Genomic DNA, 16895 nt, shown 5'->3' with positions numbered 1-16895 from the left:
CGTGACGGGCGCTTCGCCCGTCACCGTCCCCCCCATCGTCGTTCTCGACGAGATCGACTCGACCAACGCCGAAGCCCGGCGTCGGGCCGAAGCAGGCGAGGCCGGGCCTCTGTGGCTTGTTGGTCTTCGGCAAACTGCCGGCCGTGGTCGTCGGGGACGCGCCTGGGAGACCGGCGAGGGCAACCTCGCCGCGACGCTGCTGCTCCGCACCGACAAAACCCCGGCAGAGGCGGCGCAGATATCCTTTGTCGCCGCTCTGGCGGTCGCTGATTTGCTAGCCCGCTACGTCCCGCGCGAGCTAATCAGCCTGAAGTGGCCGAACGACCCTCTGCTAGGCGGCTTGAAGGTTAGCGGCATTCTCATCGAGTCCGGAGCTTCGCCGGTTGGCGGTCTCTGGCTCGCGGTGGGGATCGGTGTGAATCTGAAGCGCAAGCCGATCGACGCCGAAAGGCCTGCGACGGCGATCGCCACCTACCGCGAAAACCCGCCTTCCCCCCGTCAAGCTGCCGAGGGCTTGGCCGAGACGTTCCAGTCTTGGCTCCAGGTCTGGGATAGGCTTGGTTTTCCCGCCATCGCCGACGCCTGGACCGCGCGCGCCCATGGGTTGGGCGAGCCTTGCGTGGCGCGCCTGGGCCATGAGACCGTTGAAGGCGTCGCCGAAGCCCTGGACGCCGATGGCGCGCTTCGGCTGCGCCTGGCCGATGGAAGTCTGCGCCGGATCACCGCCGGCGACGTGTTTTTTGGAGGCGCTTGATGCTGCTGGCCATTGAGCAGGGCAACACCAACACCATGTTCGCCATCCACGACGGTGCATCGTGGGTGGCGCAGTGGCGTTCTGCGACCGAGAGCACCCGCACCGCCGACGAGTATGTCGTCTGGCTCTCTCAACTGTTGTCGATGCAGGGGCTGGGTTTCCGGGCGATCGACGCCGTTATCATTTCCAGCGTCGTACCGCAGTCGATCTTCAATCTGCGCAATCTGAGCCGCCGCTACTTCAACGTCGAGCCGCTGGTCATTGGCGAGAACGCCAAGCTGGGCATCGACGTGCGCATTGAGAAGCCGTCCGAAGCCGGCGCTGACCGGCTGGTCAACGCAATCGGCGCGGCCATGGTCTATCCCGGTCCCCTCGTTGTGATCGACAGCGGTACGGCCACGACGTTCGATATCGTCGCGGCTGACGGCGCCTTCGAAGGCGGCATCATCTCGCCGGGTATCAACCTGTCGATGCAGGCCCTGCACGAAGCGGCGGCGAAGCTGCCACGCATCGCCATCCAGCGTCCCGCCGGTAACAAGATCGTGGGAACCGATACGGTATCCGCCATGCAATCGGGCGTCTTCTGGGGTTATATTTCGCTGATCGAAGGTCTCGTCTCACGCATCAAGGCTGAGCGTGGCGAGCCCATGACCGTCATCGCCACAGGCGGCGTCGCCTCGCTGTTCGAAGGCGCGACCGACAGCATCGACCATTTCGACTCCGATCTGACAATCCGGGGTCTCCTCGAAATCTATCGACGAAACACCATCTCCGAGACCTGATGAAAAAGTCCAAGAACGACGAGTTCGTCTTCCTGCCGCTGGGCGGGTCGAACGAGATCGGCATGAACTTCAATCTCTATGGCTTCGGGCCGGCGCATGATCGCAAGTGGATCGTAGTCGACCTGGGGGTGACGTTTGGCGACCAGACGACGCCCGGCGTCGAGATCATTCTGCCCGATCCGACCTATATCGAGCCCTATGCCGACGATATTCTTGGCATCGTGCTGACCCACGCCCACGAGGATCACTTGGGCGCCGTGCACTGGCTGTGGCCGCGCCTGAAGGCGCCGGTTTTCGCCACGCCGTTCACGGCCTTCCTGCTGCGCGAGAAGCTGCGGGACGCGGATCTGCTGGGCGAGGTCGACATCACCGAAGTGCCCCTGGGCGGCAGCTTCAAACTCGGGCCGTTCGAGCTTGAGTTGATTACCTTGACCCACTCGATTCCCGAGCCGAACGGCCTGGCGATCAAAACGCCGCTGGGCACGGTGCTGCACACCGGCGACTGGAAGATCGATCCTGAGCCCCAGCTTGGCGCGCCGACCGACGAAGCCGCCATCCGTCGTCTCGGCGACGAGGGCGTGCTGGCCATGGTGTGCGACAGCACCAATGTTTTCCAAGAGGGCTCTGCCGGTTCCGAGGCTGATGTCCGCAAGGCGCTGGGCGATCTGATCCAGAGCCTGAGCGGCAAGATCGCCGTGGCCTGCTTCGCCTCCAACGTCGCGCGGATGGACACCGTAATCCGCGCCGCTCAAGCGTGCGGTCGCAAGGTCAGTCTGGCAGGGCGCTCGATGCATCGCATGGCTGCGGCAGCCCGCTCGGTCGGTCTGTTGGAAGGCCTGGAGCCGTTCATCAACGACGACCAGGCCAAGCACCTGCCCGAAAACGAGGTCCTCTATCTCTGCACGGGCAGCCAGGGCGAGGCGCGCGCCGCCCTGTCGCGCATCGCCGACGGCAGCCATCCGCATGTGAAGATGGGCTCGGGCGATCACGTGATCTTCAGTTCGCGGGTGATCCCCGGGAACGAGATCCCGATCCGTAACCTGCAGAACAAGCTGGCTGACCGCGGGGTGCGTCTGCACACCGAGCGCGATACGCCCGGAATCCACGTTTCGGGCCACCCGTGCCGGGACGAGCTGCGCCAGATGTACGCCTGGGTGCGACCGCACATCGCCGTCCCGACGCACGGCGAGCGTCGCCACCTGATCGAGCACGCCGCTCTGGCCAAGGACCTGCAGGTGCCGCACGCCGTTAGTCCGCGCAATGGCGACATGGTGCTGCTGGCGCCGGGCCAGCCCGGGATCATCGACGAGGTTCCGGCGGGCCGTCTGTATGTGGATGGCGGCGTCGTCACGCCGGAGAACGGCGAGGCGCTGCGCGAACGTCGCCATGCGGCTTTCAACGGCGTGCTGGCGGTGTCGATCGTGCTCGATGGTCGCAACAAGATCGTCTCGGGGCCGCAGATCCGGGGCATCGGCCTGACGGGCGACGATGAGTACACGCTGGATGACGCGCTGGATGATCTCTGCGAAGAAGCTGAGAGCGCCTATAAAAAACTGGACGGCGATGCGCGCGAGATCGACGAGACGATTGAGGGCGCGATTTCCCGCGCGGTGAAGAAGGCGGCCTTCCGCATCTGGGAGCGCAAGCCGGTCGTCGAGACGACGGTTCTTCGGCTCTGACCGATAGGGCGTCCGCAGCCGGACCGTGGACGCCCTATCTTTCCGCATTGCAGCACTGGTGCTAGGCCAAGAGCCAACAACAGAAAAGCAGCGGGAGTTCCTCGAGATGATCGGCAAGCTCAATCACGTCGGCGTCGCCACGCCCTCTATCGACGAGTCGGTGAAGATGTATCGCGACCTGCTCGGCGCGACTTCGATCACCGACAAATGGGCGATGCCGGAACAGGGGGTCTGGGTCTGCTTCGTCAACCTGCCCAACAGCCAGATCGAACTGATCGAGCCCTATGGCGAGAGTTCCCCGATCCATGGGTTCCTGGCCAAGAACCCTAAGGGCGGCCAGCATCACATCTGCTTCGAGGTCGAGAACATCTACGAAGCCCGTGACGCCCTCGTGGCCAAGGGCGCAACGGTGCTCGGTGAGCCTCGCATCGGCGCACATGGCACGCTGATCATCTTTGTTCACCCCAAGGACATGGGCGGCATGCTTGTCGAGCTCATGGAAACGCCGAAGGACGCGCATCACTGATGAGCCCGATCACCTGGTTCGCGATCTACATGACCATTTGGTGGACCGTTCTGTTCGCGGTTCTGCCGCTCGGATCGCGCAGCTTCTTCGAAGCCGGGATCAAGCCGCCGCCCGGCGTGGATCCCGGGGCGCCGATGAACCCGAACCTGAAGCGCAAGTTCATCACCACGACCTGGCTCTCGGCCGTGGTGTTCGGCCTGTTCTTCCTGATCGTGCACTTCAAGCTGATCACGCTACCGGATCTTCCGGCGGCTATCTGACGTGCGAATGCACAAGGCTTGGGCGAGAGGCGACCGCTTTGCCTCGAAACGCTCAAGTCTTGGGCTAATGGCCTCATTGTTAGCGCTTCCGGCGGATGACCGTGCCCCAACATCTGTTTGGTCGGTAAGGTGTTCTCAGGAGATCGGCCTTGCCGGTCTCGCTCTGTGGCGTCTTCCCCGACGATGACTGACAGGCCGCGCGGCGATCCGCGCGGCCTCTCTTTTTGCAGCCGGAGCCATACTTTAGCCCGAAGCGCGACCGCACAACGTGGCGGGCGGTTTCTGCGATAGTCGCGCTTCCAAGCTTGGATGGGCGAGCCTGCTGATCCGGTTCAGATCAAAGTTCTGAACCGGGCAGGCTCTACTGCGTTGCCAAGCTGTCGGGCGAGGGGCTATCTCAGGCCCTTCTCGAATTCCCGGAGTTTCCAAGCTGATGCGCTTGTCGCGCTATTTCCTGCCGGTGCTGAAGGAAGCGCCGTCCGACGCCCAGATCGTTTCGCACCAGCTGATGCTCCGCGCCGGCATGATCCGCCAGGAGGCGGCGGGCATTTATGCCTGGCTGCCGCTGGGTCTTCGGGTGCTGAACAAGATCGAACAGATCGTCCGCGAGGAAATGGATCGCGCCGGGGCCATCGAGCTCTTGATGCCGACCATCCAATTGGCTGACCTGTGGCGCGAGAGCGGTCGCTACGACGACTACGGCGACGAGATGCTGCGCATCACTGACCGTCACAAGCGCGAGCTTCTGTTCGGTCCGACGGCTGAGGAGGTCGTCACCGACATCTTCCGCGCGTCGATCAAGAGCTACAAGGACCTGCCCAAGAACCTCTACAACATCCAGTGGAAGTTCCGGGACGAGCGCCGTCCGCGCTTTGGCGTGATGCGCGGCCGCGAGTTCTTCATGAAGGACGCCTACAGCTTCGACCTCGACGCGGACGGCGCGCGAAAGTCGTATAACCGCATGTTCGTGGCCTACCTGAACCTGTTCGCGCGGATGGGCCTGAAGGCCGTGCCGATGCGGGCCGACACCGGTCCGATCGGCGGGGACCTCTCCCACGAGTTCATCGTCCTGGCCGAGACCGGCGAAAGCGCCGTGTTCTGCCACAAGGATCTGGTGGAGATGCCCGCGCCCGGTCCGGACCTCGACTGGATCAACGGCGACCTGCAGCCGATCGTGAACCAGCGCACGGCGCTGTACGCCGCGACCGAGGAGATGCACGACGAGGCCGCCTTCAACGCCCTGCCGGAAAGCGATCGCCTTTCGGCGCGCGGCATCGAGGTCGGCCACATCTTCTCGTTCGGCACGAAGTACTCCGAGCCCATGAAGGCCACGGTCCAAGGGCCGGATGGCCAGCAGGTTCCGGTGCAGATGGGCAGCTATGGCGTCGGCGTTTCCCGCCTGCTGGGCGCGATCATCGAGGCCAGCCACGACGACGGCGGCATCATCTGGCCGGAAAGCGTCGCGCCCTTCGATGTCGGCATCGTCAACATGCGCCAGGGCGACGCGGCCTGCGACGCGGCCTGCGAGACCGCCTACAACGCGCTCAAGGCCGCTGGCCGCGACGTGCTGTACGACGACACCGACGCCCGTGGCGGCGCCAAGTTCGCCACCATGGACCTGATCGGTCTTCCCTGGCAGCTGATCGTCGGTCCCAAGGGCATCGCCGAAGGTGTCGTTGAGATCAAGAACCGCAAGACCGGCGAGCGCCACACGGCCTCGCTTGAGTCCGTCCTGGACGGCCTGACCAAGAGCAAGACCGCCTGATGCCAGACGCCCGCGCCGCCGGTCCCTTCAGTCGCTGGGAGCGCTCGGTCGCTCGCCGGTACCTGTTCGCCAAGCGCAAGAACGGCGGCGTGGCGCTGATCTCGGTCATCTCGTTCAGCGCGGTGATGCTGGCGGTCTTCGCCCTCATCACCGTGATGAGCGTCATGAACGGCTTCCGGGCCGAGCTGCTCGGCCGGATCCTCGGCTTCAACGGGCACCTCTACGCCCAGTCTCCGCTGATCAACGGGCCTGACCGGGACACCATCATTCGACGGATCAAGGCCGCGCCGGGGGTGATCCAGGCCGCGCCGATGGTCGAGGCCCAGGCCATGGTCATCGGTCCTACGCAGGTGACGGGCGCCATTGTACGTGGCGTCACGACCAGCGACCTGCGCCACATGTCGCTGATTTCGGGCAACATCAAGAAGGGCTCGATGGAGGGCTTTGGCCAGGGCGAGTACGGCGGGGACATCGTGCTGATCGGTGATCGCATGGCCCAGACCCTCGGCGTTCAACCGGGCGATCCGATCACCGTCATTTCCCCCTCCGGCCCGGCTACGGCCTTCGGCAGCTCGACGCGCGAGAAGAACTATATCGTCGGCGGCGTCTTCAGCGTTGGCATGAGCCAGTTCGACGAGGCTTTCATCTACATGCCGCTCGAGCAGGCTCAGCTGTTCTTCGGGCGTGACACCACGGTCGACTATGTCGAGATCAAGCTCGACGACCCCGACAACGCCAAGGCGCTGAAGCAGGCGGTCGAAGTCGCCAGCGGTCCCGGAGCCTTGGTCAGCGACTGGATGGACAAGAACCACAGCTATTTCACCGCGCTGCAGGTCGAGCGCAAGGTGATGCGACTGATCCTGTTCTGCATCGTGGCGATCGCGACCCTGAACATCATCTCCAGCTTGGTCATGTTGGTGAAGAACAAGGGCAAGGACATCGCGATCCTGCGCACCATGGGCGCCAGCCAGGGCGCGGTGCTGCGCATCTTCCTGATGGCCGGCGCCTCGATCGGCGTGGCCGGAACTCTGTGCGGCCTGGCGCTGGGCGTGGTCTTCTGCGCCTACATCACCCCGATCCAGAACTTCGTTGAGTGGGCGACTGGCACATCGGTGTTCAATGCCGACGTCTATATGCTCTCGCACATTCCGGCGAAGATCGATTGGCGCGAGGTCGGCGGCATTGTCCTGGCCTCGGCGGCCATGAGCATCTTGGCCACACTTCCGCCCGCCCTGCGCGCCTCGCGCCTCGATCCGGTGGAGGCGCTCCGCTATGAGTGATCCTGTTCTCGCCCTGCGCGGCCTGGAACGCGTCTACAAGACCGAAGCCGGCGATCTGCCCGTCCTGCGGGGCGTCGACCTGGACGTCTATCCTGGCGAGGTCGTGGGCCTGATCGGTCCGTCGGGCTCTGGCAAGTCCTCCCTGCTGCATTCGGCCGGCCTGTTGGAACGGCCAGACGCTGGTCTTGTGGCGTTGGAGGGACGTGACTGCTCCACGCTCTCGGAGCGGGCGCGCACACGTATTCGCCTGGGGACGGTCGGCTTTGTCTATCAGTTCCACCACCTGCTGCCGGAGTTCTCCGCGCTGGAGAACGTGGCCATGCCGCTGACCATCGCGGGCAAAAGCCGCCGAGAGGCTGACGCTCGGGCTAAAGCGCTGCTGGAAGGGCTGGGCCTAGGCCACCGCCTGAACCACCAACCGGCCCAGATGTCGGGCGGCGAGCAGCAGCGCGTGGCGATCGCCCGAGCCCTGGCCAATCGTCCCAAGCTGCTACTGGCCGATGAGCCCACGGGCAATCTGGATCCGGCGACTTCAGGCGCCGTCTTCCAATCGCTCTACCAGGTCTGCCGCGAGCAGGGCGTTGCGGCTGTCATCGCGACGCACAACATGGAGCTCGCGCGGTTTATGGATCGGGTGGTCGCCCTGAAGGACGGCCACCTCGAAGTCCAGCGAGGCTAGAGCAGGGCGCCTCGCATCGCCGCAAAGAAGCCTTCGCGATCGATTGCCTTGATCACGCGCGCGTTTGGCGCACGGCGCTTCAGCGCCGGGTCAGCGATCTCGATGTCAGGCAGAATCGAATGTGAGACGCTCAGATAGCCGCGGGTGAGCTCGCCAACGGTTTCGACATCGACGACGCAGTGCTCGGCCTCAAGAATCAGGCTCTCGTCCAAGGCGATCGCACAGGTGAGGGCGTCGGGGTGCAGGCTGCCGTCCAGGCCCTCGGTCTCGCGGGCGAAAGCGAGCGAGGCGCGGTTCACATCCGTGAAGAACCGCGCCTTGTCAGTGCCCAGTGCGTCCAGCGCGTCCAGTTGCTCCGTCGTCCATAACCCGTCCTTCAAGGTCAGGGTCCAGGTGGCGATGGAGAGGTTGAAGCCGGCGTTGACCACGATCTTGGCCGCCTCGGGATCGGCGTAGAAATTGTACTCCGCCGCCGGCGTCACATTGCCGACGCCGTTGTCGGTGCCGCCCATCACCCACAGGTGTTTCAGCGCCTTGGCGATGCGCGGCTCGCGCTGATAGGCGAGGGCGATGTTGGTCAGAGGCGCCTGGGCGATCAGGGTGATCTCGCCCGGGGCGGCCATGATCCGCCGCACCAGTTCGTCGACCGCGTGGCCGTCTGCGGGACGCTGCGCCGTCTTCGCAAAGCCGCTGTCGCTCATGCCGTCGCGGCCGAACACGTAGGCGGCATCCAGGGGCGCCCGCATCAGAGGAAACTGGGCGCCGAGATAGACCGGAACCTCACCGGCCCGCCCGCAGCGCTCCAGCGTGACAAGCGCATTCTCGGCGTGCTGTTCGAAGCCAACATTGCCGTGCGCGATGGTGATGGCCTCGAGCTGCACCCCAGGACGGGTGAGGGCGAGCATCAGGGAGAACACGTCGTCTCCCGCCGTGTCGGTGTCGATGATCAGGCGCATGGCGCTGATCTGGCCGACTCCGAGCGGATTGGCCACCCGTTTCGGGGGCCGCAGGGGACTGATCGGTCTTTCGCACGAAGAAAATGCACTGGACCGGTGCGGAACATCTTGTGAACAGAACAAAACCGGAATATGGAACAAAACAAGAAATCTGTGGAGGTTCCGATGATCCGTGTCGCGCGTGAGTCTTTGGCCCTTGTTTCCGTCGTCGGCTTCGTCTGGATGATGTGCACGGTCGCCAACTTGGTGGCCTGAGTCGCCGCGTGGCGATGATTTAGCGGAGGTCGGTCATGTCGGGCGCGGAGGGGCAAGGTTTCGTCCACCTGCGGGTCCGTTCGGCCTACTCGCTGCTAGAAGGCGCCATAAAGGCCGACCAGATCGGCAAGCTGGCCGCCGAGGCCAAGATGCCTGCCGCGGGTCTCGCCGACCGCGCCAACCTCTTCGGGGCGCTGGAATACTCCTCCTACGCCAAGGATGCTGGCGTGCAGCCCATCATCGGCTGCGCCATTCCCGTGGTCGGCATCGGCGGAGGCCCTACCGAGCGCTGGGCGCGTGCGCCGACCATCATGTTGCTGGCCCAGAACGAGCGGGGCTACCTCAACCTCTCCGAACTGTCGTCGATCGCCTATCTCGACAGCGCTGAGCTGCCTGAACCCGTCGTTCCTTGGGCCAAGGTGGCTGAGTACAGCGAGGGCCTGATCCTGCTGTCGGGCGGGACCGATGGCCCCGTCGACGCTCTCTTCGCCGCCGGCAAGACCGCCGAGGCCTCGGCGGCCCTGGCCGAGATGCATCGCATGTTTGGCGATCGCTTCTATGTCGAACTGCAGCGTCATGGGCTTCCGCGTCAGGCGGCGGCGGAGCCGGGTCTCGTCAACTGGGCGTACGATCACGACGTGCCGCTGGTGGCGACCAATGACGTCTATTTCGCCAAGCCGGGCTTCTACGAAGCGCACGACGCGTTGCTATGCATCTCCGATGGCGCGTTTGTCGGTCAGGACGAACGGCGACGTGTCACGCCAGAGCACTGGTTCAAGCCGGCGGACGAGATGCGCAAGCTGTTCGCCGATCTGCCTGAGGCCTGCGACAACACCCTGGACATCGCCCGACGCTGCGCCTTCATGGTGCACAAGCGCGATCCCATCCTGCCCAGCTTCCCGACCGGCGATGGTCGTAACGAGGCCGAGGAACTTGAGCACCAGGCGCGCGAAGGCCTGAAAATGCGCCTCGAGGGACTAACCCTCTCGGCGCCCGAGGAAGAATATTGGAAGCGGCTCGATTTCGAGCTCGGCATCATCAAGAAGATGGGCTTCCCCGGCTACTTCCTGATCGTGTCGGACTTTATCAAATGGGGTAAGGCGCACGGGATCCCGGTTGGTCCTGGACGGGGTTCGGGCGCCGGCTCGCTGGTGGCCTGGGTGCTGACCATCACCGACCTCGACCCGCTCCGGTTTGGTCTGCTGTTCGAGCGCTTCCTTAATCCCGAGCGGGTTTCGATGCCCGACTTCGACGTCGACTTCTGTCAGGAGCGGCGCGAAGAGGTGATCTCGTACGTGCAGGAGAAGTACGGCCGCGATCGCGTTGCTCAGATCATCACCTTCGGCTCGCTACAGGCGCGCGCTGTTCTGCGTGACGTGGGACGCGTGATGCAGTTGCCGCTCGGTCTCGTCGACCGGCTCTGTAAAATGGTGCCGAACAACCCCGCCGCGCCGGTGACCCTGGCCCAGGCGATCGATCTGGAACCCCGCCTCAAACAGGCCAAGAAGGAAGACGCCAACGTCTCGGCCTGCCTGGACGTCGCGCTCCAGTTGGAAGGCCTGTTCCGGAACGCTTCGACCCACGCGGCCGGCGTGGTGATCGGCGACCGGCCGCTGACGCAACTGACGCCGCTCTACAAGGATCCGCGTTCGGATCTGCCGGCCACCCAGTTCAACATGAAGTGGGTTGAAAGCGCGGGCCTGGTGAAGTTCGACTTCCTGGGCCTGAAGACGCTGACCGTGCTTGACCGTGCGGTGAAGCACCTGAAAAAACGCGGCTTCGAGATTGATCTGGGTAAGCTGCCCTTCGACGACGCCAAAACCTACGAGTTGCTTGCCTCCGGTCAGACCGTCGGCGTGTTCCAGCTGGAAAGCCAGGGCATGCGCGACACGCTGCGCAAGATGCGCTGCGGCTCGATCGAGGAGATCACCGCGCTGATCTCACTCTATCGTCCTGGTCCGATGGATAACATCGACACGTTCGTTGACTGCAAGTTTGGCCGCAAGCCCGTCGACACCTTGCACCCCTCGCTGGAGGCGGTGCTGAAAGAGACCTACGGCGTCATCGTCTACCAGGAACAGGTGATGCAGATCGCCCAGATCCTGGCAGGTTACAGCCTCGGCGAAGCTGACCTCCTGCGCCGGGCTATGGGCAAGAAAAAGAAGGAGGAGATGGATCTTCAGAAGATCCGTTTCGTGTCTGGCGCTAAGGAGAAGGGCGTTCCTGAGGAGCAGTCTGGCTCCATCTTCGAATTGGTCGCCAAGTTCGCCGGCTACGGCTTCAACAAGTCGCACGCTGCCGCCTACGCGTTTATTTCGTACCAGACCGCTTGGCTGAAGGCGAACACACCAGTCGAGTTCTTCGCGGCTTCGATGAGCCTCGACCTGTCGAACACCGACAAGCTAGCCGTTTTCCATCAGGACGCGCGCCGCTTCGGGATCACGGTGCGCGCGCCCGATGTGAACCGGTCCGGCGCTGACTTTGAGGTCGAGAATGGCGAAGTGCTCTATGCGCTCGGCGCGATCCGTAACGTCGGTCTCGAGGCGATGAAGCACCTAGTAGCGGTGCGCGAGGAGGGCGGCCCGTTCCGCGACATCTTCGACTTCGTCGAACGCATCGACCCCAAGCAGGTCAACAAGCGGGCGATTGAAAACCTGGCGCGGGCCGGGGCTTTTGACTCGATCCACAAGAATCGCGCCCAGATCGTCGCCTCGGCCGATGTCCTGATCGCCCACGCTCAGAGCTGTCACGCCGACCGCCAGGGCGGGCAGGGCGGCCTCTTCGGTTCCGACCCGGGCGCTGGTCGCCCCCGTCTGTCCAAGACCGAGAACTGGAACCAAGTCGATCTTCTGGATGAGGAGTTGTCGGCTGTCGGCTTCTACCTGACAGGACACCCGCTGGAGGACATGGTCGGCATGCTTCGGCGCCGCCGCACAGTCATGCTGGCCGAAGCCATGGCCCAGGCCGAGGCCGGCGCGGAAGCCTTCCGGATGTGTGGGGTGGTGCGCCGGCGGCAGGAGCGAGCCTCGCAAAGCGGCGAGAAGTTCGCCTTTGTTTCCCTGTCTGACCCTACGGGTGAGTACGAGGTCCTGTATCCGCCGGAGTCGTTGCGCAAATGCCGCGATGTGCTTGAGCCGGGCAAGGCTGTGGCGATCAAGGTCCGCGCTAAGGCGCGGGACGGCGAGGTGCGTTTCTTCGGCGATGACGCCGAACCGATCGAGAAGGCGGTGGAGAACGTCGTGGCGGGTCTGCGCGTTCACCTATCGCCGTCAGCCGCCGAGATCGACGCCTTGAAGCGTCGCCTTGAACCCGCGCAGGCTCAGAAGGGCGGCGAGGTCACCTTCGTCGCGGCGATCGGCGGCGGGCGGGAGATCGAACTTCGCTTGCCCGGGCGCTATACTCTGGATGCGGCGCTGCGCGGTGCGTTGAAGACTGCGCCAGGTGTCGCGCTTTTGGAAGATGTATAGGAATATATTCCTGCGTTGCCTTTGTTCGCCTTTCCCCGGTGAGGAGCGCTAGGACTGTAGTTAGGTGTCGGTCCGGGGCCGGATCCCCCTGAAGGTCGCGCTTGTTGCTCATGCCTCTCAGGATGGCGTTTTCATGGGCGGAGGGTTGGGATCATCATGACGTCGCCCCTCGCCGCCTACGATGGCCAGACCCTGCAGTTCTATGCCGACCATGCGTCCATCTACGCGGCGAACGCTCGCAGCGCGTCAAGTCGGACCTTAGAGGCCTTCCTCGAGCGCTTGCCGCCCCGAGCGTGGGCCCTGGAACTGGGCTGTGGCGACGGGCGCGACAGCGTGGCGATGCTGGCGCAAGGCTTCGACGTCGATGCGACCGACGGCGTCGCCGCCATGGCCAGCCAAGCCGAGTCGAGGCTTGGACAATCAGTGCGGGTCATGCGGTTCGACGAACTGGATGCGGAGCGGGCCTATGACGCGGTGTGGGCCAACGCCAGCTTGCTGCATGTGCCGTTCCTGGCGCTTCGGGGCGTGCTGAGTCGGATAGTTCGTGCCTTGAAGCCGGGTGGTTTTCACGCGGCCAGCGACAAGATTGGCGCAGAAAAGGGCGATGAGCGCGACCGCCTGGGCCGCTATTTCAATTTGCCATCGGCGGAGGCGGCCTTGCTTAAGACTCCGCTGCTTCACCAGGCTGCGGCGCGCCCGTTCATCAATCCAGCCCGGAACAGCCGTCGCTCCGCCGCCTTGCCGCCCTTGACGATGACGGGCTTGTCAGCCGCGCGCAGGATCGGCAGGTCGTCGAGGCTGTCGGTATAGGCATAAGCCCAGCGAGCGCCGTGACCGGCCTCGGCCAGGGCCTGGCACTTGCGCTGGTTGCGGCAGTGGATGTTGGCGACCCAGCCTCCAAGCCCTGGCTTCAACGAAGTGCCGAGCACCTCCACGCGACGGTCCAGAGTGCGGAGCAGGGCGTTCGCCAAGCACAGCGGGGCGGCGGTGACCACGACGACCCGGTCGCCGGCGGCGACGTGACTGTCCAACGTGGCGAGCGCTTGCGGCTTCCACGATAGGCCGCAGCGCTTCTCGACGAACGCGTGGGCGAACGTATCGCAGGATGCTAAAAGCTTCTGTTCCGACAGTCCCGCCGTCGAGATCCAGAGCAGCATCGAAGCTCCAGTGCGGCGGGTGAAAGGGAGGGCGACCATCGGCACGGCGACCGGCGCGACGGCTAGGGTGGCCAACATCCGCAGCGGCGATCGTTTCGCGCGCGCCCACAGCCACATCGCTGTGGAGTCGCCGTTCAGCAACGTACCGTCCATATCGAAAACCGCGAGCATCACCGTTCCCCGTACCACCGGTTCCAATGAGCCACGGTCGCATGGAGGATTTGCGACAGCGCGCTCCAGCCCTGTGGATAAGGGCTGGCGGCTCGGGCTCTCGATGGCGATGACGACAGCCGCGCCCGAGCGCCTCAAACCCCCGGCGAACATATTTCACCCGTGACGGCGCGAAGCACGGGCTTGCCTTTTCGCTCAGTAGCGACTATTTGCGCGGCCATTCCACACGTGGACGTTCGGCTGCATTGGGGAGACATCCCGGCGTCGCCGTTCCGGTCCCGCTCCAGAATGGTCTGGATCGGGGGTGTCCACGGAGGTTCAACCGGAAAAAGGATAAAGGCCCGATGGCTCTTCCCGAATTCTCCATGCGTCAGCTCCTGGAAGCCGGCGCCCACTTCGGTCACCAGACGCACCGCTGGAACCCGAAGATGGACCGCTACATCTTCGGTTCGCGCTCGAACATCCACATCATCGACCTGTCGCAGACGATCCCGCTGCTGCACCAAGCCCTGGTGAAGGTCCGTGAAGTCGCCGCCGCCGGCGGCCGCGTGCTGTTCGTCGGCACCAAGCGCCAGGCCAGCGACCCGGTCGCCACGGCCGCCAAGCGCTGCGCCCAGTACTACGTGAATCACCGCTGGCTCGGCGGCACCCTGACCAACTGGCGCACCGTCTCGGGCTCGATCGCTCGTCTGCGCGAGCTGGAAGGCGTCCTGGCCGGCGAAGCCCAAGGCCGCTCCAAGAAGGAACTGCTGCAGCTGACCCGCGAGCGCGACAAGCTGGAACTGTCGCTGGGCGGCATCAAGGACATGGGCGGCATCCCCGACATCATGTTCGTGATCGACACCAACAAGGAAGCGATCGCGATCCTGGAAGCCCGCAAGCTGAACATCCCGGTCGTCGCCATCCTCGACACCAACTGCGATCCGGACGGTATCACCTACCCGATCCCGGGTAACGACGACGCCGCCCGCGCCCTGCAACTTTACTGCGACCTGATCGCCGACGCCGTCCTCGACGGTCTGGCCGCCGGTCAAGCCGCTTCGGGTGTCGACCTGGGCGCCGCCGTGGCCCCGGTCGAGCCGGCCCTGGCCCGCGAACTGGCTCCGGAAGCTCCGGCCGCCGAAGCGGCTCCGGAATCGGCTGAAGGCTGATTTCTCGCGTGTCCCTAGCTGGGCGACCGCCCGGCGCGGGACCGTCGCGCCCCTGACATGGGACCGGGCTAAGTAGTCCGGTCCCAACTCTTTATCGATTTGGCGGGCTAACAAGCCCAGTCGCCAACCGTTTGAATCTGGAGATTTTCGATGGCTGAGATCACCGCCGCCCTCGTCAAGGAACTGCGCGAAAAGTCCGGCGTCGGCATGATGGACTGCAAGAAGGCGCTGGCTGAAAACAACGGCGACATCGAAGCGTCCATCGACTGGCTGCGCGCCAAGGGTCTGTCCAAGGCCGCCAAGAAGGCTGACCGCGCCGCCGCCGAAGGCCTCGTCGCGATCGCCACCGCCGAGCAAGGCGCGGGCGAAACCGCCACGGCCGTAGAAGTGAACGCCGAGACCGACTTCGTGTCGCGTAACGACCTGTTCCAAGGCGCCGCCCGTCAGATCGCTGGCGCCGCGCTCGGCACCGACGGTTCGGTCGACGCGATCACCGCAGCCAAGCTGGCTGGCGGCGAAACCGTTCAGGACCACCTGACCAACCTGATCGCCACGATCGGCGAGAACATGATGGTCCGCCGCGCCGCCAAGTGGTCGGTCGAGAACGGCGTCGTCGCCTCGTACATCCACAACGCCACCGCGCCGGACCTCGGCCGCATCGGCGTGCTGGTGGCCGTCGAGTCGACCGGCGACAAGGCCGCCCTGCGCGAGCTGGGCCGCAAGATCGCGATGCACGTCGCCGCGACCTCGCCGCTGTCGCTGTCGCCGGACGATCTGGACCCGGCCGCCATCGAGCGTGAAAAGGCCGTCTTCACCGAGCAGGCGCTGGAGTCGGGCAAGCCCGCCGCCGTCGTCGAGAAGATGATCGAGGGCCGTATCCGCAAGTTCCTGGAAGAAGTGGTGCTGCTGAAGCAAGCCTTCGTCATGAACCCGGACCAGACCGTCGAACAACTGGTCGCCGAAACCGCCAAGACCCTCGGCGTTCCGGTCGCCGTCAAAGGCTTCACGCGTCTCGCCCTGGGCGAAGGCGTCGAGAAGAAGCAAGACGACTTCGCGGCTGAAGTCGCCTCGATGACCGGTCAGGCCTAAGGGCCGATCGCCGGCGTCGCATGACGTCGGATCAAGACTGAGGGCGCGGCGCGTTCGACGCGCGCCGCGCCCTTATCATGTCTGCCATCCGGCGTGCGCGCCGTGGTTGGCAAAATCCATCCCACTTCTGTAGAACGCACGTAATGTGCGTGCCGACGACTCAGGAATAGCGGTCCCATGTCCGATACCAGCGCGCCCCAAAAATATCGCCGCATCCTGCTGAAAGTGTCCGGCGAGGTCCTGATGGGCGATACGCCGTACGGAATCGACACCAATACGGTTCAGTCGGTCGCCGAGGACGTGGCGGAAATCGTCAAGTCGGGGGTCGAGCTGTGCCTCGTCATCGGCGGCGGCAACATCTTTCGCGGCATGGCCGGGGCGGCCAAGGGGATGGAGCGGTCCAGCGCCGACTATATGGGCATGCTGGCCACGGTGATGAACGCCCTGGCCATGCAGGACGCGCTGGAACGCATCGGCGTGCAGACCCGTGTGCAGTCGGCCATTCCGATGGCGACGGTCTGCGAGCCCTATATCCGCCGTCGCGCCCAGCGCCACCTGGAGAAGGGGCGCGTCGTGATCTTCGCCGCCGGCACCGGCAACCCTTACTTCACCACCGACACCGCTGCCGCGCTGCGCGCGGCCGAGATGGACTGCGATGCTCTGTTCAAGGGCACCAGCGTCGACGGCGTCTACACCGCCGATCCGAAGAAGGATCCGAAGGCCGAGCGCTATGACCGCTTGACCTATATGGACGTGCTGGCCAAGGACCTGCGGGTCATGGACGCCTCGGCCGTGGCGCTGATGCGCGACAGCAACATTCCGATCGTGGTCTTCTCCATCAAGGGGCGCGGCAACCTGCTGACCGTCCTGCGAGGCGAGGGAACCCACACCGTGGTCGCCGAAGACCGCGCCGCCTGAATCACT

General features: G+C 64.7%; 15 protein-coding genes and 2 pseudogenes. 15 read left to right on the top strand and 2 right to left on the bottom strand.

Annotation, left to right across the window (positions count from 1 at the left end):
• The first annotated feature begins 1 nt into the window (after position 1).
• The 9 genes and pseudogenes from CSW63_RS12730 to CSW63_RS12690 all read left to right on the top strand — a co-directional run bounded on the left by CSW63_RS12730 (position 2) and on the right by CSW63_RS12690 (position 7725).
• Positions 2–754: a biotin--[acetyl-CoA-carboxylase] ligase gene (locus CSW63_RS12730; protein ID WP_062093385.1), complete on the top strand. Its 753-nt coding sequence runs from the start codon at positions 2–4 to the stop codon at positions 752–754.
• On the top strand, positions 751–1536 hold the full coding sequence (locus tag CSW63_RS12725) for a type III pantothenate kinase (RefSeq protein WP_062093362.1): 786 nt from the start codon (positions 751–753) through the stop codon (positions 1534–1536). The genes CSW63_RS12730 and CSW63_RS12725 overlap by 4 nt, the downstream gene beginning before the upstream one ends.
• Positions 1536–3215, top strand: coding sequence for a ribonuclease J (locus CSW63_RS12720; protein ID WP_062093361.1), 1680 nt, complete (start codon positions 1536–1538; stop codon positions 3213–3215). Before CSW63_RS12725 ends, CSW63_RS12720 begins: the two co-directional genes overlap by 1 nt.
• A gap of 106 nt (positions 3216–3321) precedes the next feature.
• The gene (mce, locus tag CSW63_RS12715) at positions 3322–3741 is read left to right on the top strand and encodes a methylmalonyl-CoA epimerase (protein ID WP_062093360.1); all 420 of its coding nucleotides are present in this window, start codon (positions 3322–3324) and stop codon (positions 3739–3741) included.
• Positions 3741–4001, top strand: a complete 261-nt coding sequence (locus tag CSW63_RS12710; RefSeq protein ID WP_062093359.1) for a DUF1467 family protein — start codon at positions 3741–3743, stop codon at positions 3999–4001. Before mce ends, CSW63_RS12710 begins: the two co-directional genes overlap by 1 nt.
• Before the next feature lie 18 nt (positions 4002–4019).
• Positions 4020–4435, top strand: a pseudogene (locus CSW63_RS12705) (hypothetical protein).
• A complete protein-coding gene (proS, locus tag CSW63_RS12700; RefSeq protein WP_062093358.1) occupies positions 4435–5766 on the top strand; it encodes a proline--tRNA ligase in 1332 nt (443 codons plus the stop codon). Before CSW63_RS12705 ends, proS begins: the two are co-directional and overlap by 1 nt.
• Complete coding sequence (locus tag CSW63_RS12695; protein WP_062093357.1) at positions 5766–7046, top strand: lipoprotein-releasing ABC transporter permease subunit; 1281 nt, start codon at positions 5766–5768, stop codon at positions 7044–7046. Before proS ends, CSW63_RS12695 begins: the two co-directional genes overlap by 1 nt.
• Positions 7039–7725: an ABC transporter ATP-binding protein gene (locus CSW63_RS12690; protein ID WP_062093356.1), complete on the top strand. Its 687-nt coding sequence runs from the start codon at positions 7039–7041 to the stop codon at positions 7723–7725. Before CSW63_RS12695 ends, CSW63_RS12690 begins: the two co-directional genes overlap by 8 nt.
• Here the strand turns inward: CSW63_RS12690 and CSW63_RS12685 are convergent.
• A complete protein-coding gene (locus CSW63_RS12685; RefSeq protein WP_062093384.1) occupies positions 7722–8681 on the bottom strand; it encodes a nucleoside hydrolase in 960 nt (319 codons plus the stop codon). The genes CSW63_RS12690 and CSW63_RS12685 overlap by 4 nt on opposite strands.
• A gap of 165 nt (positions 8682–8846) precedes the next feature.
• On the opposite strand from CSW63_RS12685, the gene sidA reads away from it, so the two are divergent.
• The 3 genes and pseudogenes from sidA to CSW63_RS12670 form a co-directional block, all read left to right on the top strand.
• Positions 8847–8936 (top strand): cell division inhibitor SidA, encoded by a 90-nt coding sequence (gene sidA / locus CSW63_RS12680; RefSeq protein WP_096051222.1) that lies wholly within the window; start codon positions 8847–8849, stop codon positions 8934–8936.
• A 35-nt stretch (positions 8937–8971) separates the two neighbouring features.
• On the top strand, positions 8972–12403 hold the full coding sequence (gene dnaE, locus CSW63_RS12675; protein ID WP_062093354.1) for a DNA polymerase III subunit alpha: 3432 nt from the start codon (positions 8972–8974) through the stop codon (positions 12401–12403).
• Between the two features lie 156 nt (positions 12404–12559).
• Positions 12560–12961: pseudogene (locus tag CSW63_RS12670) on the top strand (class I SAM-dependent methyltransferase); the annotation flags it as partial.
• 119 nt (positions 12962–13080) lie between these two features.
• Here the strand turns inward: CSW63_RS12670 and CSW63_RS12665 are convergent.
• Complete coding sequence (locus CSW63_RS12665) at positions 13081–13731, bottom strand: haloacid dehalogenase-like hydrolase (protein ID WP_062093353.1); 651 nt, start codon at positions 13729–13731, stop codon at positions 13081–13083.
• Positions 13732–14075: 344 nt separating this feature from the next.
• Here CSW63_RS12665 and rpsB point away from each other — a divergent pair, with 344 nt between their 5' ends.
• The 3 genes from rpsB to pyrH all read left to right on the top strand — a co-directional run bounded on the left by rpsB (position 14076) and on the right by pyrH (position 16889).
• The gene (gene rpsB / locus CSW63_RS12660; protein WP_062093352.1) at positions 14076–14882 is read left to right on the top strand and encodes a 30S ribosomal protein S2; all 807 of its coding nucleotides are present in this window, start codon (positions 14076–14078) and stop codon (positions 14880–14882) included.
• A gap of 150 nt (positions 14883–15032) precedes the next feature.
• Positions 15033–15971, top strand: a complete 939-nt coding sequence (gene tsf / locus CSW63_RS12655; RefSeq protein ID WP_062093351.1) for a translation elongation factor Ts — start codon at positions 15033–15035, stop codon at positions 15969–15971.
• A gap of 177 nt (positions 15972–16148) precedes the next feature.
• Positions 16149–16889 carry a UMP kinase gene (pyrH, locus tag CSW63_RS12650; RefSeq protein ID WP_062093350.1) on the top strand — a complete coding sequence of 247 codons (741 nt, stop codon included), beginning with the start codon at positions 16149–16151 and terminating at the stop codon, positions 16887–16889.
• Positions 16890–16895: the final 6 nt, after the last annotated feature.

Source organism: Caulobacter sp. FWC26 (assembly GCF_002742645.2).
In the GTDB taxonomy this organism is placed as follows: domain Bacteria; phylum Pseudomonadota; class Alphaproteobacteria; order Caulobacterales; family Caulobacteraceae; genus Caulobacter.
This window is presented reverse-complemented; position numbering and strand designations above follow the sequence as displayed.